The organism is Blautia glucerasea (assembly GCF_020537505.1).
Lineage (GTDB): Bacteria > Bacillota > Clostridia > Lachnospirales > Lachnospiraceae > Blautia_A.
This window is the reverse complement of the sequence record NZ_JAJBMO010000020.1, coordinates 20,001-45,244: the sequence shown is the minus strand read 5'-3', so window position 1 is coordinate 45,244 and position 25,244 is coordinate 20,001. Positions and strand designations below refer to the sequence as shown.

General features: G+C 43.1%; 15 protein-coding genes and 2 pseudogenes. 2 read left to right on the top strand and 15 right to left on the bottom strand.

What is annotated here, in order from left to right; translation table 11 throughout:
• Positions 1–142 precede the first annotated feature (142 nt).
• The 4 genes from LIQ05_RS14270 to LIQ05_RS14255 all read right to left on the bottom strand — a co-directional run bounded on the left by LIQ05_RS14270 (position 143) and on the right by LIQ05_RS14255 (position 5,985).
• Positions 143–2,650 carry a glycoside hydrolase family 3 protein gene (locus tag LIQ05_RS14270; RefSeq protein ID WP_173718533.1) on the bottom strand — a complete coding sequence of 836 codons (2,508 nt, stop codon included), beginning with the start codon at positions 2,648–2,650 and terminating at the stop codon, positions 143–145.
• A complete protein-coding gene (locus LIQ05_RS14265; RefSeq protein ID WP_148463496.1) occupies positions 2,650–3,495 on the bottom strand; it encodes a carbohydrate ABC transporter permease in 846 nt (281 codons plus the stop codon). The genes LIQ05_RS14270 and LIQ05_RS14265 overlap by 1 nt, the downstream gene beginning before the upstream one ends.
• Positions 3,492–4,454 carry a carbohydrate ABC transporter permease gene (locus tag LIQ05_RS14260; protein ID WP_148463497.1) on the bottom strand — a complete coding sequence of 321 codons (963 nt, stop codon included), beginning with the start codon at positions 4,452–4,454 and terminating at the stop codon, positions 3,492–3,494. The genes LIQ05_RS14265 and LIQ05_RS14260 overlap by 4 nt, the downstream gene beginning before the upstream one ends.
• Before the next feature lie 163 nt (positions 4,455–4,617).
• Entirely contained in the window at positions 4,618–5,985 is a 1,368-nt protein-coding gene (locus tag LIQ05_RS14255; RefSeq protein WP_173718534.1) for an ABC transporter substrate-binding protein, read from the bottom strand.
• Between the two features lie 161 nt (positions 5,986–6,146).
• Between LIQ05_RS14255 and LIQ05_RS14250 the strand changes: the two genes are divergently transcribed.
• Positions 6,147–6,887 carry a helix-turn-helix domain-containing protein gene (locus LIQ05_RS14250; RefSeq protein WP_226821650.1) on the top strand — a complete coding sequence of 247 codons (741 nt, stop codon included), beginning with the start codon at positions 6,147–6,149 and terminating at the stop codon, positions 6,885–6,887.
• On the opposite strand, the pseudogene LIQ05_RS20370 reads toward LIQ05_RS14250, so the two are convergent.
• A pseudogene (locus LIQ05_RS20370) lies at positions 6,869–6,988 on the bottom strand (DUF6783 domain-containing protein); the annotation flags it as partial. The gene LIQ05_RS14250 and the pseudogene LIQ05_RS20370 sit on opposite strands and share 19 nt — an antisense overlap.
• Between LIQ05_RS20370 and LIQ05_RS20365 the strand changes: the two are divergent.
• Positions 6,938–7,066 (top strand): annotated as a pseudogene (locus tag LIQ05_RS20365) (DUF6783 domain-containing protein). The pseudogenes LIQ05_RS20370 and LIQ05_RS20365 overlap by 51 nt on opposite strands.
• Positions 7,067–7,184: 118 nt before the next feature.
• On the opposite strand, the gene LIQ05_RS14245 reads toward LIQ05_RS20365, so the two are convergent.
• The 10 genes from LIQ05_RS14245 to LIQ05_RS14200 all read right to left on the bottom strand — a co-directional run bounded on the left by LIQ05_RS14245 (position 7,185) and on the right by LIQ05_RS14200 (position 25,234).
• Positions 7,185–10,028 (bottom strand): GH36-type glycosyl hydrolase domain-containing protein, encoded by a 2,844-nt coding sequence (locus LIQ05_RS14245; protein ID WP_226821647.1) that lies wholly within the window; start codon positions 10,026–10,028, stop codon positions 7,185–7,187.
• Between the two features lie 50 nt (positions 10,029–10,078).
• The gene (locus LIQ05_RS14240; RefSeq protein ID WP_173718536.1) at positions 10,079–12,496 is read right to left on the bottom strand and encodes a GH36-type glycosyl hydrolase domain-containing protein; all 2,418 of its coding nucleotides are present in this window, start codon (positions 12,494–12,496) and stop codon (positions 10,079–10,081) included.
• A 155-nt stretch (positions 12,497–12,651) separates the two neighbouring features.
• Entirely contained in the window at positions 12,652–13,344 is a 693-nt protein-coding gene (gene rplA, locus LIQ05_RS14235; protein ID WP_118577943.1) for a 50S ribosomal protein L1, read from the bottom strand.
• Between the two features lie 56 nt (positions 13,345–13,400).
• Positions 13,401–13,826 (bottom strand): 50S ribosomal protein L11, encoded by a 426-nt coding sequence (rplK, locus tag LIQ05_RS14230; RefSeq protein WP_117852954.1) that lies wholly within the window; start codon positions 13,824–13,826, stop codon positions 13,401–13,403.
• A gap of 68 nt (positions 13,827–13,894) precedes the next feature.
• Complete coding sequence (nusG, locus tag LIQ05_RS14225) at positions 13,895–14,410, bottom strand: transcription termination/antitermination protein NusG (protein ID WP_173718537.1); 516 nt, start codon at positions 14,408–14,410, stop codon at positions 13,895–13,897.
• A 16-nt stretch (positions 14,411–14,426) separates the two neighbouring features.
• The gene (gene secE / locus LIQ05_RS14220; protein WP_173718538.1) at positions 14,427–14,651 is read right to left on the bottom strand and encodes a preprotein translocase subunit SecE; all 225 of its coding nucleotides are present in this window, start codon (positions 14,649–14,651) and stop codon (positions 14,427–14,429) included.
• Positions 14,652–14,676: 25 nt separating this feature from the next.
• The gene (gene rpmG, locus LIQ05_RS14215) at positions 14,677–14,826 is read right to left on the bottom strand and encodes a 50S ribosomal protein L33 (RefSeq protein WP_117853039.1); all 150 of its coding nucleotides are present in this window, start codon (positions 14,824–14,826) and stop codon (positions 14,677–14,679) included.
• A gap of 222 nt (positions 14,827–15,048) precedes the next feature.
• Positions 15,049–15,639: a 4'-phosphopantetheinyl transferase family protein gene (locus tag LIQ05_RS14210; protein WP_226821644.1), complete on the bottom strand. Its 591-nt coding sequence runs from the start codon at positions 15,637–15,639 to the stop codon at positions 15,049–15,051.
• Positions 15,640–15,912: 273 nt separating this feature from the next.
• Positions 15,913–16,215 (bottom strand): STAS domain-containing protein, encoded by a 303-nt coding sequence (locus LIQ05_RS14205; protein WP_226821642.1) that lies wholly within the window; start codon positions 16,213–16,215, stop codon positions 15,913–15,915.
• Positions 16,216–16,243: 28 nt separating this feature from the next.
• Positions 16,244–25,234 (bottom strand): non-ribosomal peptide synthetase, encoded by an 8,991-nt coding sequence (locus LIQ05_RS14200; RefSeq protein WP_226821638.1) that lies wholly within the window; start codon positions 25,232–25,234, stop codon positions 16,244–16,246.
• Between the last annotated feature and the right edge of the window lie 10 nt (positions 25,235–25,244).

Genomic DNA, 25,244 nt, shown 5'->3' with positions numbered 1-25,244 from the left:
TCTTTTTGTATCGCTGGTATTTTCCATACTACCACATCTCTCTTTATAATTTCTATAAAAATGAAAAAAAATAAGAGCAAAGTACACATACGCATACCTTGCTCAGTCCTTTTAGTCAAGCGAATATTCGCAATCCGCTTCACTACTTGCTCATAACCAAATAACTGCTTCGCAGTTTATCAATTAGTTTCAATACCCTTCTGGCACAGATACGAATTTCTTCTTCTGAAAGCTTCCCACTTCTGTAACCATCCAGAATACTTTTATGATCATTCTCACTTCCTGGCATGATAATATCATTTCCGGCAGCTGTGCACTTCCATGGAATACTTCCGTCCTCGGGTTCCGTAGTATTCCAGTCCGACATGATCACGCCCTCAAATCCCCACTCATCACGCACAATTCTGGTACACAGATCCTTGCTGTTTGCGGCATGTACCCCATTTACCAGATTATAGGAGGACATAATTGCCGCAGGTTTACTCTCCTTTATGGCAATCTCAAATCCACGACAATAAATCTCACGAAGGGCCCTTTCAGAAAGATGAACATCTACTCCCATACGATTATCTTCCTGATTATTGCATGCAAAATGCTTAATCGTTACCCCGCATCCTGCTTTACTCTGAACCCCTTTGGTAACTGCTGCGGCCAGACTTCCTGCAAGCAGCGGGTCCTCTGAATAGTATTCAAAGTTTCGTCCGCACAGGGGATTTCTGTGAATATTCATTCCCGGTGCCAACCAGAGATTGACGCCAAATTTCTCCATTTCCTCAGCTATCATTTCTCCAAACTCTTTCAACAGCTGCCGATTCCAGGACTGCGCCAAAGCTGTACCAACCGGAAAAGCAGTACAGTACTGATAATACGTATCTGCATTTTGGTGAGGCTTTTCTGTTACCAGAAATCCATTTTCCAAAGAACCAAGAACACCGATTCCATAAACAGAATCATTCTCGCGATTTACCTCATAACTTCTTTGCAGTCTGATACCAGCTGGTCCGTCTGCCATGATCAATACCGGAACTCCATATTTTTCATAAAGAGCTTCTGAAGTTTCGCCAGCTGAACCAGGCACTTTAATCCCTGCTGCTCCAAGATTGCTGCTAATACCACCAGTATTTCCGTATAAAAGTGGGATCAATTCTTCTACAGGCAGCTCTTCTGCCAGAATTTCCAGCGAGTTTCCCATGACCAGAGACTCTCGGTCAACATTTCCAGCCTTTTGTTTTCTCTGCAATGCTTCAAACTGTATGGTGGGAAAATCAGCATTTCTACTTTTCTCCAGCTGCTTTTCTGCAGCCTTTACATTCTTTGAAGCTTCCAGTTTTTCAGATAATTCAACCAATGCTTCCAGTTTCTGCGTCTGCTCCAGAACTACATCCTGGTTCACATTTATAAAAGCCTCCAGCTTCAGATTGGCTGAATTATTTCCAATCCAGAGACCATACTTTCCTGTTTCCACGATCCAGGCATTTGCATCCTCAAAAAAGCTTGCAATAGTTTTTCCATCAAACAGGATCTTTAACTCCTGTTTTTCTCCCGGCTTTAATACATTTGTCTTTGCATATCCAACCAGGCGATGGTATTCTTTCTCTATCCTGCCCCGGGGAAGTGATACATACACCTGTACAACTTCTCTTCCTGCAAAAGTATTTCCAATATTCTCTACAGATACATTTACTGCAATCTTATCCTTGTCAATTTCAATACTGCAAAACTGAATCTTAAAATCTGTATAAGAAAGACCGAAGCCAAAAGGAAAAAGTGGCTTTACACCAAAACTATCGAAATACCGATAGCCCACATAAATTCCTTCTTTATATTCTTCCAATTCCAGATTTCCATTCAGATAACTAAAATTCTCTGCAAATGGCACATCCGCATATTTTTTTGCCCAGGTTGTTGTAAGCTTTCCGCTTGGAACAGCTTCTCCAAGAAGGATCCTTGCAACCGCACGTCCCCCCTCCTGTCCAAGCTGGGAAATATTGAGGATACCTTTTATCCACTGCGCTTTTTCCAGAATATCTGTAAGCTCCACAGGACCACCGGCATTTATAAGCAGAACAATAGGCACACTTCTGCTGTTTAGAAAAAGAATATCTTTCTCTTCTCGTTCACTAAGATAATAGTCACCTTTTTCAAGACGACGATCTTTTCCTTCACCAGAAATACGGCTGATTACATAAACAACAATTTCAGCTTCCTGGATATCCATTTCAGAAACAGGACGCCCCTCCGGCATGATAAATGGATTGGATGCATAGGCATCAAAAGGATTATTTACATGCTTTGCTTCTTCAAGAATTTTCTCTTTCCATATAAGTCTCGCTTTCTGATAGCGATGTTCATAATCATCCAGCCAGTCCCTGCTGGTGATCCGAATTCCGGATTCTTCCATTCCTTCGTAAATGGTAATATTCTGCCTGTTATTTACATCTCCGGAACCAATCCCCCCTTTTACAGTTTTATCCGCACCGATGCCCAGAAGGGCAACCGATGCAGATAATGAAATGGGAAGAATATTTTCATTTTTCAATAGAACAATGCCTTCCTCTGCCGCTTTTTCTGCAAAAGAGCTATGCTTTTTCTCGCAGACAGATATTTCCGGATTCAAAGTCCCACTGTGCTTAAACTGTGTAAACGCCATTACTCTTTGACACCACCAAGGGTAACACCTGCAATAATATACTTGGAAAGAAGCAGGTACACAACAATGATCGGCACGATCGCAACTGTGATCATCATGTAAATTTTACCCATATCAAAATTCATATAATCAGCACCACGAAGAGTAGCGATCAGAATCGGCACCGTCATTTTACTCTTGGACTGGATGATCAGGGCCGGTACAAAGTAGTTGTTCCAGGAACCAACAAATGTAAAAATCGCCTGAACTGCAATTGCAGGCTTCATAATTGGAATCACAATGCGATTAAAGGTATGGAATTCTCCGGAACCATCGATTCTGGCAGCCTCCACAAGAGAAAGCGGCAGAGACGACTGCAGATAACTGTACATAAAATAAAATACAGCTGGAGATGCAATGGAGGGAATGATCAGCGGCAGAAGGGAATCATATAATCCCATCTTCGTAACCAGACGAAGGAATCCCATTGCAGTAACCTGCGTTGGCATTACAAGAATTGCCATGATAAATGTAAAAGCAACCTTTCTTGCCTTAAACTCATAAGCATAAAGACCATATGCCGTAAGGGATGAAAAATATGTACAAAGTGCGGCACTACAGGAAGATACGATCACACTGTTCAAAATTCCCCGAAACATTGGAAAGCTTCCGTCGTTTGCCACGTTTTTCAGATTCTCAAGGAAATATTTTCCTGGAAGTGCTGAGAAACCTTTCTGCAGATCCCCATGAGATCTGGTTGCATTAATTATCAATACGTAAAAGAAGAACAGGCACATAAAAGACAGAAGAATCAGTACGATATGTGCGAAAACTGTTCTGAATTGGCTTCCTGCTTTCTTCTTCATCTTCTTAATCTTCTCCTTTCTTCCTTAGCACGTTTTTTTGCAGCCTTTTTGGAACCATCCGGATCATTATCATTGGTCATGCGATATACGATGAAGCATAAAATACCACTGATAATAAACAGGTAAACAGATAATGCACCAGCCATACCATAGTTCTTACTCTTCAGATGACTGTTCAGGAACATGATCAGCGTCATAGACGTTCTATCTGGATTACCCTGTCCATTTGTCAGGATCTGTGGTACATCAAACATCTGAAGACCACCAATTATAGATGTGATCAATGTATATGCAAGAATCGGTCTGATCAGCGGCAATGTAATATAATAGAAACGTTGAATACTATTGCAGCCATCCAGGTCAGAAGCCTCAAAAATATCCATACTGATACCCATAACAGCCGCCATCAGCATAATCGTTGTATTTCCAAACCACATAAGGAAGTTCATAAAGCCAATTAATGATCTTGTTCCAACTACAGATCCCATAAAATCAATAGGGTCTTTAATCCATCCAAGAGACATCAGAATAGAATTTATTGGTCCGTTTGTAGAAAACATAGTAAAAAATAAAAGTGCAAATGCAGATGCCATAATCAGGTTCGGCAGATATATTACCACTTTAAAAAACTGTTTTCCTCTTATTTTCAAACGGGCATCTGTAAACCAGGCTGCCAGAACTAACGCAACCACAATCTGCGGCACAAATCCGATCAGCCACAGAATCAATGTGTTTGCTCCATATTTAAACATATCGGATTTCAGCAGACTGATGTAATTTGCCATTCCAATAAAATTGGGTCCGATTTCTTTAATTCCAGAACGGAAATATTCAAAAAAGCTGTAACGGACCGTATCAACCAATGGAATCAAAGAAAAAATCAAATAGATTATAAAAAAAGGAAGGATAAACAGGTAGCCCCATTTTCCATAATTAATGCTTTTCTTGTTTTTCTTCATAACAGTTCTCCTTTACACACATCTTACAGAACAGGAGAGAATCCTATGCTACAGGATCCTCTCCACGTTCCTTATACCAATTTTCAAATGTCACATGGACATTATTTTTTTAATAGTATTCTGCAAGATGTTTTTGCAAACAAAATCCTCAGAACTATCTACATTATTCCGGCCATTTAACCTCAGAGATCTCAGGATAACGCTCTTTAATAGCAGTCTCGAAGTTTGCTTTTGCTTTATCAAAGTCAACATTTCCCTGGAAATAATCACTGAAGGAATTCTGGATCAGTTCTACGCATCCCTGGTCATAGGCAGAAAGCGGAGCAATCTTAATGTTCTCTGCAACAGGTGCGAAATATGTAAATGGATTCTGTCCGCCAAGGAACTCAGAAGAGAAGTTTGCATCATCTGTAGCAGCCTCTGCCATACCACTCTTTGTATTTGTGAAATCTGAATAATCCTTAGAAATCTTTAACAGGTTGTCTTTGTCTGCAGTCATAGCAAGGATAATGTCTTTTGCATGCTCTGGATTATCAGTACCTGTTGCTGCATGAATGTAAGAACCGCCCCAATTGTATTCCTGTGGAGGATTTGTAACTGCCCATGAACCTGCATCGCCATCCCAGTTTGGACTTAATGTAAAGTCGATTCCCCATGCCGGGAACAGAAATGCAAATACTTTTGACTGAGAGCCCATAGCTTTGTTCCAGTCATCGTTCCACTGTCCTTTTACAGTCGGGTTAAGGAAACCTGCATCCAGCCACTCTTTTGAATCATTTACCCAATCCATAATCTTCTGGTCAACTGTAATGGTTGTCTCACCAGGCTGTACCCAGGACTGTGTGATGCTGTTTCCATATAAACGGAAGGTATCTGCATAAGAAGCAAATGTGTAGTAACCTTTCTCCTTCAGTTGAGCAGCAGTCTCTTTCATTGTATCCCAGTCTTTTACTTTCTCGCCTACTTCTGCCGGATCATCTGTTCCAAAAACTTCTTTTGCAATATCACGACGGTATACCAGGGTTCCTGGGCAGCACTGCCATGTAGAACCTCTCTGTACTCCGTCAGAGTCAGAAGCAGTTGTTCTTGTGAAATCGTACTGATCTGCAAGATCTGTATCCGGGTCAATTCCAAGATCTGTAAGCGGCATTGCTACATCTGCATCTTTGTCTGTATATTTGAAAACATAATCGGTCTCAGTTAAGAAAATATCTACTTTATCATCATCAGATGCATCAGCCTGATTCAGAAGCGCCTCATCAAGCTTCTGCTGGTAAACACCATCCTGGTTTGGGTTGATGATCCAATGGATCTCAGTTCCGTCTTTTAAGGTTGTAACAGTTCCATCGCTGGAAGTGGACTCAACTTCTGGATAAATAGCCTCCAGACGTGTACGGAACTCATCGTTCCAGGAATAGATGTTAATAACCTTTCCCTCTTCTCCTTCTGCATGTGCTACGGTTGCTGTTGCAGCCATACCGGTAACTGCCATAACAGCTGTAAGTAACATAGATACTGCTCTCTTCTTCATATAAAAGATCCTCCTTTTTTGAGCATTTTCTTAATGCTGTATCTCTTTGGTGCAATAAATATACCATTTTTATTTTTGACATTATATTATTTCTCTTAACAAAATATCAGATTCATGTCATAATATAAAAAATGACACATTTTTGTTTTGGAGGGGATTACATGGCAATATCAAAAGACTGGTACAACACAGAATTTGAAGAAAACGAAACTGAATCCAAGCACAGGCCGCCTTCTGTTGAATATTCCTTTTATACGGCAGTAAAAACCGGAGATATGGAAACTGTCATACAGAACTGTAATGCAGATTCTTTTACGAATCTGGAGGGAACCGGAGTCCTTTCCAGAAACCCTGTCACGAATCTGAAATACCACTTTGTGGTTACAGCTGCGATGCTTACCAGATATTGCATTGACGGAGGAATGGAGGCAGAGCAGGCCTACCGGCTTAGTGACTTTTACATTTTAAAAATGGATTCCTGCACTTCCCTGCGACAGATTGCAGACCTTCACCACACTATGGCAAAGGATTTTACCGGAAAAATGATCCTGCAAAAAAAATCATCCGTACTTTCCAAGCCAGTTATGCAGTGCATTGATTACATCTATGCTCATATAAAGGACCGTATCACCATAGAAGACCTTGCCTGCCACACCGGTCTTTCCCAGAATTATCTATCCAGGGTATTCAAACAAAATCTTGGAATTTCCATCAGTGACTACATAAGGGAGAAAAAAATAGAAAAAGCCACACATCTTCTTCGCTACTCGGACAAAGCAGTAGTTGACATCGCCAATTACCTATCCTTCTCTTCCCAGAGTCACTTTATTCAGGTATTCGAGAATTTCACTGGTCTGACTCCAAAAAAATACAGGGATAGGTATTATAAATCCATGTGGTAAGCTGACCTAGAGCGTGTTTGAAAAAGGCTTTCTGCAAGATGTGCGTCACAATTTGTGGGAGATTTTGTCCGGATGAAGGCGCCGTAGCGGGCTACGGCAACTGAATTCGGGCAAAATATACCGCAAAGTGGGGCGTGCAGATTGCGGGAATGATTTTTCAAACAGGCTCTAGCACGTAAGGCTCCTGCAATGCATAATTCTCCGCCTTACATAAAAAGACCGGATATTCAGGAATAACCTTTATTTATGCATTGTTATTCCTGAATATCTGGTCATTTTTCTAATTCTTTATCCAGATTAGTTCAAAATAATATTAATTTCATGTACTTTTTCCAAAGTCAGTTTTTCTATTTCAGAGCGCTTCAGGCGAGCCTGCCTGCCGCCTTCTGCCGACAGCAAAGTACCATCACAAAAGGCTTCTTTTATCTGCACTTTATTCCATTCTTTTTTCTCCCTGTTAAAAATGTGAATAGAAAATTTCCTTCCGGCAAATTCTATTTTCAAGGAAGCTTTTCCTTCCTGATCGTACTGCTCAGGCATAAGTGCAGGTGCTATCACCATATCGCCCAGCTGGCCTTTTACTCCAAAAACTTCTGTTATCATGGTCAGCATATACCAGCTTGCAGCTCCGGTCAGATATGCGTATAAGCCTCTTCCCTGATTATCGAAATATTCCGGGATTCCCGGGTACATTTTGCTGCGTTCAAAATCCATTGCAGTATCAAGCAGAGTCTGAAGAACTTTGTATCCTTCTTTGGCGTGACCGGTTTTGTACAATGCATTGGCATACATAACTGCCATATGGGAAAAGACGGCACCATTTTCCTTTTCTCCATATGCAAATCCAAACATTCTTCCCAGGTCAAATTTTTCCTCCTTGAAATCTGTATTCAGGCGGTAGCCACCGGCTTTCCTGTCATACAGATATGCATCTGCACTTCTGCAGATTGCCTGGATCTGTTCCTCTGTAGCGGTACCGCTCATGACGGCAAACACCTGTCCGGTAAGCATCATTCGGGTGTTACACTCTGCACCGGCTTTATTGTCGGTTTCATCTGAAACCGCGCTATATTCTACTTTTCTTCCATGATTATCATAATATCCATTAAACCAGCCTTTATCCCCATCCTGGATCCATTCATTTTTCCGAATATTTTCCACGAGCCAGTCTGCTTTTTCTTCCAGATTGCTGCATACCATTTCCAGAGAAAGCACTGCTTTATTTCCACTGAGATTATGGGCACTCAAATCAGTATATTGCTTCAAAACCTTCTGTTTTTCCTCAGGGCTTTCATATAACTGTTTTCCACAGGCAAACAGACATTCCATTTCTTCTGCAAGCTCAATCCTGTTAATTCCCTGAACGCGCTCTATTTCTCTAAGCACATAAGCGATATCCTTCAAATTTCCAGCATAAGCACAGGTAAAGGCCACACTCTCACCTTTTTCCCAGGCCATGTCCAGGGCATCATTCCAGTCTGCTCCATGCAGACGCATTTCATTATGATCTCCCACATCAAAAAATGCGCACAGATTTTGAAGAAGAATATGTTCCAGAACAGTTCCATGATATATTTCATTAGCATCTGTTTTCTGTAAATTACCATAACTGCTGTTCCATTCTTCATCATGAGCTGTTCCGCGTTTTGACTGAAGATCCTTAAAATATGGAATCTTCTCAAATAAAACATCAAGATCCCCGGTCTGATCCAAATAAAGCTTCGTAGTTACAAACGGCCAAAAGCTATGATCCATCCATACACGGGTAATATTATTCCTGTCTGCAATAAATTCTCCCTGACCACTTCCTATAATTGTGGCATTTGTTCCATCAATACGAACACCTCCATAATTATCAATGATCATCTGTCTTACCTCAGATGGCTCCATGATCAACAAGGCAAGGCAATCCTGCCATAAATCGCGCCAGCCGCGTCCCCCTTTTCCATAATCATGATAGGGGAGAAAAGAACATCCATAAATTCTTCTGAGGATTGGCTGGAAACAGATCCATTTCAGATAATTATCCGCATCTTCGCTTCCAGTTTCAAACGCTACATTAACCTTCCGAATCCAGTGTTCTTTTACTTCTTCCAGCATATTCCGTACCTGGGAGCGGGTCCTGCAGCCAGAAGTCAACGACTCTATCCATTTAGAAGCTTTTGCCGGATCTATTGCCTTTTTATCTGTATTCTCCTTTCTTGGGAACTGCTGCTCACCGGCATCTGCAATCCCACATAGTAAAATATAACCAGCTGTTTCCCTTGGTTTCAGTGTTTTCCGGCTGAATCGGATGCCTCCAACAGCCTCTTTTCCCTGAAGTTCTGTTCCAGAGGGTTTTCCGGGCTTATTAATTCTTACTGCCTCTGGATTCAGAAAGGTTCCGCCTTCTCCTATAAACTCCTCCACCGTAGGATAAAATGACTCCGGCTTCTCTCCGTTTTCATCTGAACCGTATACAAAATATGTAGTATTATTTTTCTGATGTCCCCGCTCGTCAAAGGACAAAACCGGGGTTACTTCCACACCATAATCGGTGGTCCGAATTCGGTGGAGAAGGGAGGTAACATGGCGGTGATCTCGAAGATTATCTGCACTTCTTCCATATACCGGAATTGCACCTGTTGGCACAATTTCCACTTTTTTTTCGGAAATATTTGTGATTTCCACATATTCTACTTCCATGTCCCCAGAAATTGTAACAAAAGATGTTACTTCTGCCTGAAGACCATATTTTTGTGATTTTCGGGAAATCTTCTGCCACATAAAACCAGCTTCCAGTGTGCTTTCGTCCTGCTTATCTGTAAATTTCTGAAATTCCTGTTCTGCAGAATTTCCACAGACAGACCAACAGCCCAGAAGCTTCGGATCTGCTCCAGACAGAGCAGTATCACCTGCTTCTGTGCTTTTATATACCTGACACCAGAAATTTCTGGTATTTCGGTTGTTATGCAGGTTTTCAATACTTACAGGCTCAAGAAGGAAATGATTCTGATCCGTTTTGCTGTCACCTCCCAGATTAGGGGTGATACTGGATTTCAGTCCTTTTTCTCCCGCCATAGGCAGATACAGACCGCTATAATTTTCCGGATCATGTATAATAAAGCTTCCGTTTTTATCCTGAAATTCTATATGTTTCATCAATGTTTCTCGCTTTCTGCCTGCGTCCACCCACCAGGCCTACTAAATTTTTACGACAGATACAATTCAACCTCAGTTTCAGCAGTCAGCTTATCCTGTGGGATATAATTATCTTTTAACTCTTCACCGTTTACAGTAAGTTTCTTAAATCCACTCTCTGCATGTCCCGGATTTTGCACTTTAATGTGCAGGTGACAGCCGCGGAAATCTTTTTCGACTTCAAATCCATCCCATTCCTTCGGTATGGACGGTGCGATACGAAGACCATAGAAATCAGGACGCATTCCAAGAATACCTTCCACACATCCTACCATAACAGTAGACGCAGTTCCAGTAAGCCAGTGTACATGAGAACGGCCAAAATTCGGACTTGCTTTCCCCTCTGTAAACTGACCATAGCAATATGGCTCAAGCCTGCGGATCTCCGCCTTATCATTCTGTGCAGCCGGAGCATTTTCCATAAAGTAGCCAAATGCTCTTTCTCCATGTCCCATTAATGCTTCTGCCAGAATGATCCATCCCTGTGACTGAGAAAAAATCCCTGCATTTTCTTTTGTTCCTGCATTATAAATTACAGCCAGTGCACCGTCAAAAGCATGTGCGTGGTATGGGGGATCCATGAGAATAGCACCATACTCTGTATTCAGTCTTTTATAAACCTGCTCAAGTGCCAGTTCTGACTGCTCCTTTGTTGCAAGCCCACTGATCACAGCCCAGCTCTGGGGATTCAGCCACATATTTGCTTCCGGATCTGTACGCTGTCCGATTATTTCTCCTGCTTCTGTAAAACCGCGGATAAACCGGTCTTCATTCCAGCAAAGCTTTTCAATCAGTTTCCCAAGCTCTTCCTGGCTTTTTTCCAGATATGAGATATATTCTTCATCTTTTTCGTAAGCCGCAAACTCCTTCAAAATGGTCATTGCATAATAAAACTGCAAAGCTACAAAAGTAGATTCTCCATCTTTTCCAAGCCTCAGGCAGTCGTTCCAATCTGCATAAAGTCCCGCCGGCATTCCATGTTTTCCAAGATGTTCCATCGAGAACTGGATCGCACGTTTCAGATGCTCATATACTGTTCCTTCATCTTTATTTGCAAATGGGATTACCTCATCAATAAAATCTACATTTCCTGTCTCTGACACATACTTATATACAGTTGGAAAAAGCCATAAAGCATCGTCAGCGCGATATGCCGGATGCCCTGTTTCCTGTACATAGGAAGCATCGTCTGGCGTATCCTCATGTCCTGGATTATGGGTGAATTTAACAAGAGGCAGACCACCACCATTATCTACCTGGGCAGACAACATGAAACGGATCTTATCCGCTGCCATTTCAGGTGCCAGATGGATCACGCCCTGAATATCCTGCACAGTGTCGCGGTATCCATATCCATTGCGCAGACCGCAGTAAGTAAAGGATGCTGCTCTGGACCAGATAAAAGTCATAAAACAGTTGTAAGCGTTCCATGTGTTGATCATGGTATTAAATTCATTACTTGGAGTTTTTATCTGAAAATGTGAAAGCTGTCCATGCCAGTAACTGATCAGTTCTTCCAGCTCCCTTTCGCAAACCTGCTGGCAATTTTGGTCATAACGCGCAACAATCGCTTCTGCCTCGTCATTCTTTTTCATACCTACAAGAAAAGCCATCTCTTTCTTTTCTCCCGGGGCAAGCTTTAACACTGCTGTCAATGCACCACAGCTGTTTTCATTATAATTTCCCTCACAATTAAGCTTGCCGTCAATTACTCCTACCGGGTTTCCATAACCGTGATATCTCCCCAGAAATGCTTCTTTTTCACCGCACCAGGAATCCACTGGCACGCCGGCCAGACCCAGGAACCGATTTGTCACATCTTTGTTATCTACCTTTTCCCCTTCATCAAGACGATCCAGATTTGCATGGATCATCTGGCGTACACGGTTTCCTCTGAAAACAGTTTTGGTAATATACTGGGAATACTGCAGATTTACCTGATCCTGCTCATAGTTGCTGTTGTTGGTAAATTCCGCATATCCGGTTACATTAATTTCTCTTTCCTTATCAGAACAGTTCTCCACACAAAGGCTCCACACCTCATAAGACTGTCCCAGGGGTACATAATACCTAACCTCAGAATGAATACCGCTGTAATCTGCCATCATCCTGGTATAAGCAGTACCGTGGTGACATTCACTTTTATATTTTTCAAGATCCTTTCCTACAGGCTGCCATGACGCTGACCAAAAATCTTTCGTTTCATTGTCCCTCAGATAAATATATCTTCCCGGCTCGTCAAACTGATTAAAAACATAACGTAAAATTCTTCCGTTAGCCCCAGACTTTACAAAGCTGTATCCGCCTGCATTATTGGACACAATGGCACCATACTCAGGATCTCCCAGATAGTTTACCCAAGGCGCTGGTGTATCTGGTCTGGTAATCACATATTCTCGTTTCTTATCATCAAAATATCCATATTTCATCCCTGCACACTCCTCCTAGTCTTTATATTGACCCGATTTTCCCATATGATATCTCATATGATAAAAAACATATACCAAAACTCACTATAAAATATCAAAATTATGACATGAAAAAAAGCACCCACCTCGCGGTGAGTGCTCTTCATTTTCATCTATTAAGCTAACTTGATCGGGTTGATCTTCACTCCAGGACCCATTGTCGGAGCAATAACAACGCTCTTTAAATACTGTCCTTTCAGTGTGCTAGGTCTAGCCTTTACAATAGCTCCAATCAGCGTCTGGAAGTTGTCGCTTAACTGCTCCTCAGTAAAGGAAGCTTTACCGATCGGCACATGGATAATGTTTGATTTGTCAAGACGATACTCAATCTTACCAGCTTTGATATCATTGATAGCCTTTGTAACATCCATAGTTACAGTACCAGCCTTCGGGTTAGGCATTAAACCTTTCGGTCCAAGTACACGACCAAGACGTCCAACAACACCCATCATATCTGGAGTTGCAACAACAACGTCGAAGTCAAGCCATCCTTCATTCTGGATCTTCGGAATAAGGTCCTCAGCGCCTACGAAATCAGCACCTGCAGCCTTAGCTTCCTCAGCTTTTGCATCCTTAGCGAATACAAGAACGCGAACAGTTTTACCTGTACCGTGTGGCAGAACTACTGCACCACGGATCTGCTGATCTGCATGACGTCCATCGCAGCCTGTGCGGATATGAACTTCGATAGTCTCGTCAAATTTGGCAACAGCAGCTTTTTTAACTAAGCTGATAGCTTCATTAGTATCGTATAATGTTGCGCGGTCAACTGCCTTAGCAGCCTCCACGTATTTCTTTCCTCGTTTCATTTCTATAACCTCCTGTGGTATTTGCGGGGAAAAGCCCTCCCACTTACTATTTGTGATTAATCAACTACTTCAATTCCCATACTTCTTGCAGTACCAGCAATCATGCTTGCTGCTGCTTCGATGGATGCTGCATTTAAGTCTTTCATCTTAAGCTGAGCGATCTCCTCAACCTGAGCTTTTGTAACTTTAGCAACTTTTGTTTTGTTCGGTACGCCGGAACCGGATTTGATATTTGCAGCTTTCTTAAGAAGAACTGCAGCCGGCGGAGTTTTGGTTATGAAGCTGAAACTTCTATCTGCATAAACAGTGATTACTACAGGAATGATCATACCATCCTGATCTGCTGTTCTCGCATTGAACTCTTTTGTAAACTGAACGATATTTACACCGTGCTGTCCAAGAGCCGGACCTACAGGTGGTGCTGGAGTTGCTTTACCAGCGGGAATCTGTAATTTGATATATCCTGTTACTTTCTTTGCCATTTTCGGCACCTCCTATGTGGTATTGGCGGGGGTATGTCCCTCCCACGATATTGTGTTACCTTTGTCTGTTACATTTTCTGAACTTCTGCGAAACTGATTACAACCGGTGTTTCGCGTCCAAACATCTCTACATTGATCGTTACAAGCTGCTTCTGCGGATTGATGGCAGTCACAACACCTGTAGTCTCTTTCCAGGCTCCGCCTGTTACAACAACGGTATCGCCCTCGACGAAATCAACGCGGACAGTCTCATCTTTGATGCCCAGCGGCTTCATTTCCTCTTCTGTGAGCGGTACAGGCTTGGATCCCGGACCAACAAACCCAGTCACTCCACGGGTATTCCGGACAACATACCAGGTATCGTCGTTCATGACCATGTTGATAAGAACATAGCTTGGGAACATTTTTCTCTGGACCTGCTTGGAAACACCATTACGCATCTCCACAACGTCTTCCAGAGGAACCCGTACTTCCAGAATCTGATCCTCAAGATGTCGGTTTTCAATTGTCTTCTCAATGTTGGCCTTTACCTTGTTCTCATAACCGGAATAGGTATGGACAACGTACCATTTTGCTTCTGACATACAATCACCTTTGTCCTTATTTGATTAAAAGATTAATGCATTCCAGAATGCCTGCATCCATCACACTGATGATCACACCGAGAATTACGGTTATGACAATAACAACAACTGACTGTTTCATCAGTGTATCGCGGTCTGTCCAGACAATTTTGTTGAACTCTGCCTTCAGCCCCTGGAACCAGGATTTCTTCGGCTCCTTAGCCTTGGCGGTCTTGCCTGCAGATTTTTCTTTTTCTTGCATAGCCTAACCTCACAATCTAAAGTGACTATTTTGTTTCCTTGTGCATTGTGTGTCTCTGGCAGAACTTACAATATTTCTTGGTTTCCATTCTCTCAGGATGGTTCTTTTTCTCCTTGGTCATATTGTAGTTACGCTGCTTGCACTCTGTACATGCTAATGTAATCCTAACGCGCACAACTTCCACCTCCAGTGTTTTCATTTGCATGGTCTTAAATCAGCCTTTTCGGTGTATCCGCCACCGTTTTTCGGCATAAAAAAAAGACCTAACTTCCATGTCGCTTGTACAGTTTACCACACAGCGGACATATCCGTCAAGTCTTTTGCATATAATTCTTAAGGATTTTTTGACTAAAAATAAGCTCCAATCCATGCTGGATAGCAGCAAAAGGCAGTAGTGTCACAGAAGCTCTGTAAAGCCCTTGGGCGGCAAAGAAAAATCACTTTCCATGCACACTGAGAAAATATAATTCTCAAATTCCATTGTCCTGAAAAAGCCTGGTCTTTTCGGTGATTTTCCCAGAACAAAGCCCTGATCTTTTCGAATGATCTCGAAAGAATCAAGCGGAAGGCTCATCCCCCTGCCTGTCATTTTCATATAACTTTCCTTTAAGGTCCAAAGTGTAAAAAAAGCTTTGCCCGAGTCAGAAGCAGCTTCTATATATTCCCGCTCTGTCGAATGGAAATAATGCTCCGCAATTTCCAGAGGCGCATTGACATTCCGCTCAATGTCGCATCCCACTTCACCATCCGACACTACTCCTACCACATATTCTCCAGCATGGGAGATATTAAAATGGAAATGGTCCGCCAAAGGCTTCCCATTTTCGGAATATTTCAGGCTGCTTTCGGAAAGTCCGTTCCCATTCAGGATCTTTCGGATCATAATTCCTGCTCCCAGACTCCTTTTGCGGTCATCCGGCTGAAGATACCGGATGACCTTCTTTCTTCTCTCTGGTCCAACTTGTTCCAAAAGGCTTTCATTCTGCAAGGGATCCTCAAGAGTATTGATATTGATTCTATATAATTTTATCATTTCTTACTATAAAAGAACCGGATAGTAACCGTGGATTCCCTATGTCTACTCCAGACAGATTACTGTTCACTCTAATCACAGCAATACGCTTCGCCATGCACAGAAATCATGCATTCACATGATTTCGCGCCGCAATTCTCGGGTTTTCTGTGAACTTTGTTTACAAAAACACCTCGCGGAATGTTACCTGTGACCCGCAATACGTTTCGCCATGCACGAATTCAACCTTTATTTTTTCTCAATATTGATCTTCTGGTCAAATCCGGTAAGACTGAAAACATCGTACACTTCATCAGAAACATTTACAATCTTGAAGCCCTCCTTGCCTGCCATCTTCTTATAAGCGGCGATTACCAGACGAAGTCCGGCGGAAGAGATATATTCCAGGTTTGCAAAATCAAACACCAGGCTGGTTGTACCAGGATCAAGTGCTGACAGCTCCTTTTCCAGCTGCGGTGCAGTCTGGGTGTCAAGCCATCCTGTGATCTCCATAGTTACCTTGCTGCCCTCTGTCTTACTTACAATTTCCATTACAATTTCCTCCTTTAAGTTGCGTAAATCAATCAAAGAATGCAAGTCTGTCAAGTGCCTCAATAGCGCTTTCCAGATATCTGTCATCTGTAACCGGCCATTTGTAATCCAGTCTGTAAAGAACCTGTGCTGTAAACCGGTTGCTGTAATCCAGGGTATAGATCTCATTTTCATTATGAGCCGTATACGCGATCAGTCCGGAAACAACATCCGAATCATCACTGTTCTTTGCAAATTCTTTTACTGCAGCCTCAAACTCTTCATCACTTACAATGTCAATGTCAAATCCATGGCTCCGCATTGCATAGATCAGATCCGCCATATAGATATGGTGGCTGTTGCAGGCGTGGAATACGGTAAATCTCCGGTCTGTCTGCACCAGTTTCAACACTGCAAGTGCAGTAGAATCAATTGGTGAAAATTCTGTAACTTCGTGCATAGCCCCAATTGGGAATTTACCAACTGCCTCATATCCTCTCAGGCTTCGCAGGAATCCGTTTGTAATAAAGTTGATCTGGAATTCACCATCTGAATTTCGGCTCATCAGATTTCCTACACGGATAACCTTTCCGTCAAGCCCACTGGAAACAGCTTCCAGTACAGCTCTCTCTGCAAGGAATTTTGTGCGGATATATTCATTTGTGATGTTCTGTCCAATATACAGATCGTTTTCATTAAAGACTCTGGACATTGGCGGAACACCCTCGGAACCCTCTCCGGCAACAGAAACAGTAGAAATCTGGATCAGTCTGCGTCCACTATTTTTACAGAATTCAATCAGATTTTCCACTCCGTGTACATTTATCTTCTCCAGTACATCACCAGCTGCAAAATGCTTTACGCAGGCTGCGCAGTTAATAATGGTGTTAAATTTGTAATCTGCAAATTTCTCCACCTGTTCTTTCGAGGTAATATCGCCATCCACACAGATAATACGCTCTCCAAACAGTTCCTGGCACGGATTATCGAAGTAATACATCAACATATGCATCATTCGTTTCTCCATGGACTCATATTTACCCTTACGTACCAGACAGTAAACCTTACCGTCATAATTATCCAGGTAAGCCTTCAGAACATGAATTCCCAGGAAGCCGGTTGCACCTGTGATCATGATATCACCAATTTCTTCCTTTGTCACCTGGTTTACGTTTTCTTCCACATTTCCGCTGATCACGCTCTGAATCCGGTTATAATTGTAGCTGGAGAATTCGTTCTCACTCTGCGGATTTTCAAATGCCTCACTGTTATCCACGATTGCAGAAAGCTCACGGATGGTCGGATATTTGAAAATGTCTGCATATACAATGGAAATATTCTTGGAAAGGCACATAACAGCAACCTTTGATGCAGTAAGTGAGGAGCCTCCAAGTTCGAAGAAGTTATCCTCAATTCCTACTTTTTCAATGCCAAGTGCTTTTTCAAATATCTCGCAAAGTTTAATCTGGACAGCGGTAACAGGCTCCACATAGGCTGTGCTTGCTGTGGTGGTTACTTCTGGTACCGGAAGCGCCTTTTTGTCTATCTTTCCGCCAGGAGTCACCGGCATTTTCTCAAGATGGACAAAGAAGGATGGCATCATGTAATCCGGAATCAGCGGGTTCAGGAACAGCTTCAGCTCATCTTCCGGAATGATTTCACCAGTATAATAAGCTGTGATATATTTGTTTCCGCCTTTTTCGATCACTATAACAGCAGCATTCTTCACCTTATCGTGCTTCAGAAGAGCTCCTTCGATCTCACCAAGCTCGATACGATATCCCCTGATTTTTACCTGGGAGTCAATTCTGCCAATATATTCAATGTTTCCGTCACCTTTCATGCGGACCATATCACCGGTTCTGTAAAGACGTTTGTCCTCGTCACATACGGAGAACGGATTTTCCACAAATACGGAAGCCGTCTTCTCAGGAAGATTGTGATATCCTCTTGCAATCTGACGTCCGGCATGGCAAAGCTCACCAGAAGCGCCTACCGGAAGCCGTTTCATATTTTCGTCCACAATGTAGCTGCGGATATTCCGCTGTGACTTACCGATCGGGATGTTGTCGTACTGTTTGTCAACCCAGAACTCTGTGGAGGAAACAGTATTCTCCGTTGGACCGTAGCCATTGATCATCTGGTAAGTTCTATCCCGGTAATATTTGAACTTCTCACCACCCAGGGTGACAAATTTCAGGCTCGGAGCATCGTCAAGAAGCTCTGCAACCAACTCGCCCATCTGAGTTGGGAAGGTAGCTGTGGTAATTTTTTCTTCTTTTATGAATTTTCCAACAGCAACCGCATCTTTTCGTATGCTCTCTGGCAAAATGTACAGTACCGCACCTGCAGTAAGCGGAGCAAACAGGTCGATCACGGATGCATCGAAGCAGAAGCTTGCAAACTCTGCCACAATATCATCTGGTGTCAGTTTTCTTGTCATAAGGATATACTCGATCAGGTTCAGCAGGTTCCGCTGTTCAAGCATAACACCTTTTGGTTTTCCGGTGGAACCGGAGGTGTAGATCATATAAGCCAGGTTCTCTGGTTTCGGAGCTGTGAGCTCTACAGAAAGTGCAAAGTCTTTGGATTCTGCTGCCACGTCATCCAGGCTGATCACATTCTGGTCGTAGAAGCCTACCAGACTGCGGTAACGGTCTATTACAAGCAGGTTTTCTGCCTCGGAATCCTTCAGCATGTACTCAATTCTACTCTGCGGATATTCCGGATCCAATGGAACATACGCACCGCCGGCTTTCATAACACCGATATAAGCTACGGCATATTCCTTTGTTCTTCCGCACAGAATACCTGCAACCTTTTCCCTGCCAAAGCCATTTTCCGTAAGCTTCTGAGCAACATAATCTGACATATGGTCCAGTTCTTTATAGGTAAGCTCGCCCATTCCGTCTTTTACCGCCGGTCTGTCCGGATATTTTGCAACAGCTTCCCTGAACAGGTCTACAAAGGTCTTTCCGGCATGGGAAGGATCATCTTCCATTTTGGTTTCTTCCTCAAACATCAGTCTGATGTCTGCCGGCTCGTATTCTCTCAGGATTCCATCTGCCGTTGTTTCCAGGTTATCTGCAAGGTATTTGATGGTTTCCTCGTTGTACATGTCGCCTCTGTACTCAATCTCAAAGACAAACTTATTTCTCTCAATTGAAATACTGATGGAAACAGGGGCTTTCGCCGCATTCAACTGAACAGGCTCTTCCTGCGCATATTCCCCGCCGATATTATCAAAGGCGAAGTTGTCGCCCTGATAGATCACCATGGCATCTGCCTTGATGTTGAACTCATGGCTGATCTGGGAGAACGGATAAATATCGTTGTTCATGGAATTAATCAGCTGCTGCTGGACAGCATTCAGGCAATCCGCAGTGCTTCCTGAGAAATCACAGTAAACGGGAAGAGTCTTTACCAGCATACCCACGGTATCGGAAAGTCTGGAATCGTTTCTGCCGTGGTAAATAGTGGTAAATACCGCATCCTTCCTGAAATTGTATTTTCCAAGAGTAATACCAAAAGCAGAGATAAAGAATACATTCTCTGTAATTCCGTGCTTCTTACAGAATGCCTTCACGTCCTGTACGGAGAACTCACTGGTCTCACGATGATACATCTCTGCGGTTGGAGCTGCTCCGCTCTTGTCTGGATAGAAGTTGATGCTTCCGCCCGCATTTTCAAAAACGGATTTATAGTAGCTCTCTGCATTCTTATAAGCATCACCTGCCAGAGCATCCCTGTTATCAAGGGCCAGATCATAGGAAGTATACTCTTCCACTTCCAGCTTTTCTCCGCTGTAAGCCCTGTTAATGTCGTTCAGGATAATGCCCAGGGAGGTACCATCTGCAACAATATGATGAATGTCAAGGAACAGATAATTTCCATCACAGGTTCTGTGAATCTCAAAGCGGAAAAGCTGCTCATTAAACAGCATGTACGGACGAACCAGAGTTTCCCGGTTCATTCCATTTATAATCTGCGTCTTATAAGTGAAAGCATCATTACGTTTCTGAAGGACTTCTCCTTCGTCGCTCATAAAGAGACGGGTTTTCAGGTAAGGATGAGCTGCAACGGTGCTGTCAATTGCTTCTGCCAGCTTATCCAGGTCAACCTTTTTGTCAAGCTTCAGAAGATATGGGATGTTGTAGATGGTGGATCCCATATTTGCTGTACACTCGATGAAAATTCCCTCCTGGGTATTGGTGAGAGGATAATTTTCCTGGATTTCCCTCTTGGTTTCTTTTCCGGCAGTCTTCACAAAGCCCTCTAACATCTGAATGGTTGGGTGATCCTTGATGTCAGATGTTTTTATCACAATGTCAAAAGCTTTGGAAATAAGGATATTCAGCTTAATAGCAGTGATAGAGGTCAGTCCTGCCTCGTAAATATCTGTGGTAATGCCGAATTCGGTATAGCCAAGAACCTCAGCAATACAGTCAAACAGCTTCTGCTGAGTCTCATTCTCCGGTTTCACGATTTCTTCCACTTTTCGCTCTGGCAGTGGAAGGGCTTTTTTGTTTACCTTCTGATTCTGGTTCAGCGGAATCTTGTCGATCTGCATGGTAACTGCCGGAACCATGTATGGAGGCTTGGTTTCTTTGATGAAATCATTTAACTTATTTATGTCAACCTGACCGTCAGATACTACATAAGCTGCAATATATTTTCCGCCGCCATTTGGATCGTCAAAAGCCACTACGGTTGCATCCTTTATGCCTTCGTATCTTCTTATGACCTCCTCAACCTCGGAAAGCTCAATTCTAAAGCCTCTGACCTTAACCTGGGAGTCTTTTCTTCCAATGATCTGGATGTTTCCATCCGGAAGATATCTGGCAACATCACCGGAATGATACAGGACTTCATAACCTTCTGCATCGTCATAAATATTCTTCGTATAAACTTCCGAAGTTTTCTCTGGTTTATTCAGATAGCCTCTGGAAACCTGCCATCCGGAGATCATCAGCTCACCGCAGGCACCGTATGGAAGCAGATGACCAAACTTATCGGCTATATAAAGCTTGAAATTATCAAGCGCTTTTCCGATTGGAATATTTGAATAATATTTATCCACTTCAAATACAGTTGTAAAAATTGTGCACTCTGTAGGACCATACGCATTAAAGAATTTATAATCCTTCGGCGGTTCCATAGGAACAAGCTTCTCTCCACCTATGGAAAGATATTGCAGACTCTCGCAGCTCATTTCCATCGCAAACTGTCTTCCCACCTGTGTAGTCATAAAGGAATGGGTAACGCCATTCTCTTCAAAATAACGCTGAAGTGCAATAAAATCAAGACGGATTTCTTCCGGAATAATGTGAAGCTCTGCACCGTTTGCAATTGCACCGTAAATGTCCATCATGGAAGCATCAAATCCAAAGGACGCATAAGCTGCTATTTTGGAGCTGTGATCTACCTGGTAATACTTTTTGTACCAGTGGCAGAATGCAGTGATATTTCCATATTCCAGCATACAGCCTTTGGGTACGCCGGTGGAGCCGGAGGTGTACAGTAAAATAAACAGATCATGAAGCTCTGGCTTCTTAAGTTCCACATCACGGTCTTCCAGCAGTGGGATCTCATCTGTAAATAAAACAGGTCCCTGATAGCCGTCTACCAGTGGCAGAAGCTCTCTGTCCGCGATCAAAAGCTTAGCAGCAGAATCCTCCAGCATGTACATAAGACGGTCCTTCGGGTATGTAGGATCAAGAGGCTGGTATGCTGCACCGGCTTTGATCACGCCCATTGGTGCGATGGCCATGTATTCGCAGCGAGGGATCAGAATGGAAACTACATCCTCCCTGCCGATTCCCTGGGATGCAATATATTTTCCAAGTCTGTCGCTGAGCTCGTCCAGTTCTTTGTATGTATATTTCCGGTCTTTAAATACCACTGCTGTGTGGTCCGGAATGGTCTCTGCCAGTTCAGCGAACATGTCAGAAATGGTTTTGCTTCTGTCAAATTCGTTTTCTGTATGATTGAATTCTGCGATCTTGTTTACCCCACTCTGAGAGATCACAGAGATTTCAGAAACATATTTTGTTTTCAGCATGGAGCTCATGGCAGCTTCATAGGAATCCAGGATTCCGTCAATAAAGGCCTGGCTGTACATGTCGCTGCGGTATTCTGCAGTGAGCACATAAGTGTGGTTGTACTCTCTTACCTGGATCAGCAGAGGCATTTTTGCCATATCCAGGGAAAGGTCGTGACCTCTGGCAATGGTGTCTCCAATTGGATAATCGTCGCTTAACTCTGCCTGGTATGCAAAGGTAAGATCCGAATTCAGCCCGTATTTTGCACAAATATCGGAAAATGGGAAAATATCGTTTGCCATGGAGGACAGCATCTGCTCGGAAAGCTCTGCCATATACGCCTGCACAGTAGTCTTCGGGTCGAATTTGCAATAAACAGGAAGAGTTTTTACCAGCATGCAGACCGTGTTTTCAAGCCTGGAATCGTTTCGTCCATTATAAATAGTGGAAAACAGACTATCCTCTGCATTGGAGTATTTTGCCATAAGGATGCCGAACAGACCTGTAAATAAAATATTCGGGGTAACACCCAGCTTCTCGCAATAGGAAAGAATGGCCTCTTCTTTTAGGCCCATGGTCTTCTCCAGATAACCTTTTTCAGGAGCTTCTCCATTCAGGTCCGGCATAGGAAGAGATTCAGTCTCAATTCCTTCAAAAATACTGTCATAATATTTCTCGGCTTTTTTGTATTTGCCCTCTTTCATCTGCTGTTCTTCGTCAAGGGCCGCATCAAATCCGGTATAGGACTCTTTTTCCAGTTTTTCACCCATATATGCCTTATTGATATCCTCGAAAATGATATCATAGGAGTTGCCGTCAGCAATAATATGGTGGAAATCAGTAAAGAGGTATTTCTTATCTTCTGTCACATAAATTGCCACACGAAGGAGACGTCCTTTTTCCAGCTTAAACGGACGTACAAGGCTTTCCTTCTGGCTGGCAAATTTTTCATTTGTGGTCTCGATCACTTCCGGCACAAAAGTCTCATTGCCAGGGCGCTGTACCATCTCCCCATTATCGTCAAGATATACCTGCGTGAGCAGATAGGAATGGGCATTTACCATTCTGGCAACTGCATCAGATAATTTCCGGGTATCCACTGCAGGATCCAGTTCGAAAAGGAAGGGGATATTGTATACGGTACTCTCCGGATTCTTGCTGCATTCTGCAAAAATACCCTTCTGGGAACCAGTAAGAGGATAAACCTCTCTCTTTTCGTAGGTTCTGATCTTTGGTGCCAGCATGATATATTTTTCCAGTTTTTCCACGGTGTTGTTCTCGTGGATATCGCTTGTTTTTACAGTAACGCCAAATTCCTCTGAAATCAGAACACAGAGCTTCATTGCACTAATGGAGGAAAGGCCTGCCTTATAAAAGCTGGTGTCAATTCCGAAGAAATCGTTTTCTACTACTTTGGCTACAATGTCAAAGATCTTCTTCTGCATTGGTGTTTCCGGCTCTTTCAGGTTCTTTGGCTGAGCCACCGGCTTCGGCAATGCTTTTTTGTCAACTTTGCCATTCTGGGTTAATGGCATTTTTTCCAGCTGGATGAAAACGTCTGGAACCATGTAATGAGCCAGGGATTCTGATGCATAACCGGCAAGCGCCTCAGTATCGATCTGGCGGTCTGCCATAAAGTAGCAGCAAAGATATTTATTATCAACCGGTACGGTAATACTGGTGATGATTCCTTCGAAGCTGTTGATCACTTCCTCGATCTCTCCAAGCTCGATCCTGAGGCCGCGGAGCTTGATCTGATTGTCAATTCTTCCGAAAAATTCAATCTCCCCATCTGGAGTGATCCTGGCAAGGTCACCTGTTTTATAGGCTCTTTCTCCGTTAAGAGTGATGAAAACCTCTGCTGTTTTTTCAGGCAGATTGATGTAGCCCCGACCTACGCCAAGACCTGCAATTACAAGCTCTCCTGTCTCTCCGTCCGGAAGAATCCTGTTCTCTTTGTCAACCACATACACCTGAACATTGCCGTTTGGCTCTCCGATGGTAATATTTTTGCTGTCGGTGATCACCTTCATGGTACAGCTGATGGTGGTCTCGGTTGGTCCATAGCCGTTCATAATATAAGCATCCGGGTTTACTGCGCGGATCTTGTCAAAAAGTGCAGGCGGGAATGCTTCTGCTCCTACGTCAAATACCTTGATCCGGGCTGCTGCTTCCTGAAGCTGGGGCAGATCGATCATATTAGAAAGATAGGTAGGAGTTGTGGTCATAATATCCACTTTATTTTTTACAATTAAAGCTCCAAGCATAATGGGATTCAGAATCTCTTCATCGCTTGCGATCACTGCTGTCATTCCATTGGTAAGAGGGAGAAACTCCTCCAGTACCGAGACATCAAATGTCATGGCTGCCATGGAAAGGGAAACACTTCCCCTGCTTACATAGCCATACGTCTCTGCATTCTTAGGATTGGGATTTACAAAATTGGCAAGGTTGATATGCTCGATCATAACACCTTTTGGCTTTCCAGTGGAACCGGAGGTGTAAATGCAATAGCAAAGGTCATGCTCCTGAATCCCGGTATCCGGGTTTTCGGCATTTGGGTTTTCCAGAAGTTCTTCAAGCAGAAGCACTGTACCGGAAAGCCTGGAAAGCAGCTCCTGGCGCTCCTTCTGAATCTCCCTTGTGGTAATAATAAAGGGAGCTCCTGCATCCTCAAAGATGAACTGTACACGGTCATCCGGATAGTCCGGGGCTGCAACAGCAAATGCGCCGCCAGCCTTCAAAATACCCTGCCGGACTGCATAAAAATCACAGCAGCGCTCCAGTACCACGCCTACGATTTTTTCACGGCCAACGCCTTTTTCAATAAGAGAATGGGCAATTCTGTTTGCTCTTTCATTCAGCTGTCCATAGGTAAAGCTTTCCTTACTTGTGGCTACAGCGCATTTGTCAGGATGAAGCCGTACCTGTTCTTCAAATAATTTTGTTACAGGCTGAAACTGAAAAACAAAATTGCTTCTTTCGTTAATGTCAGACATTTCCTGCACC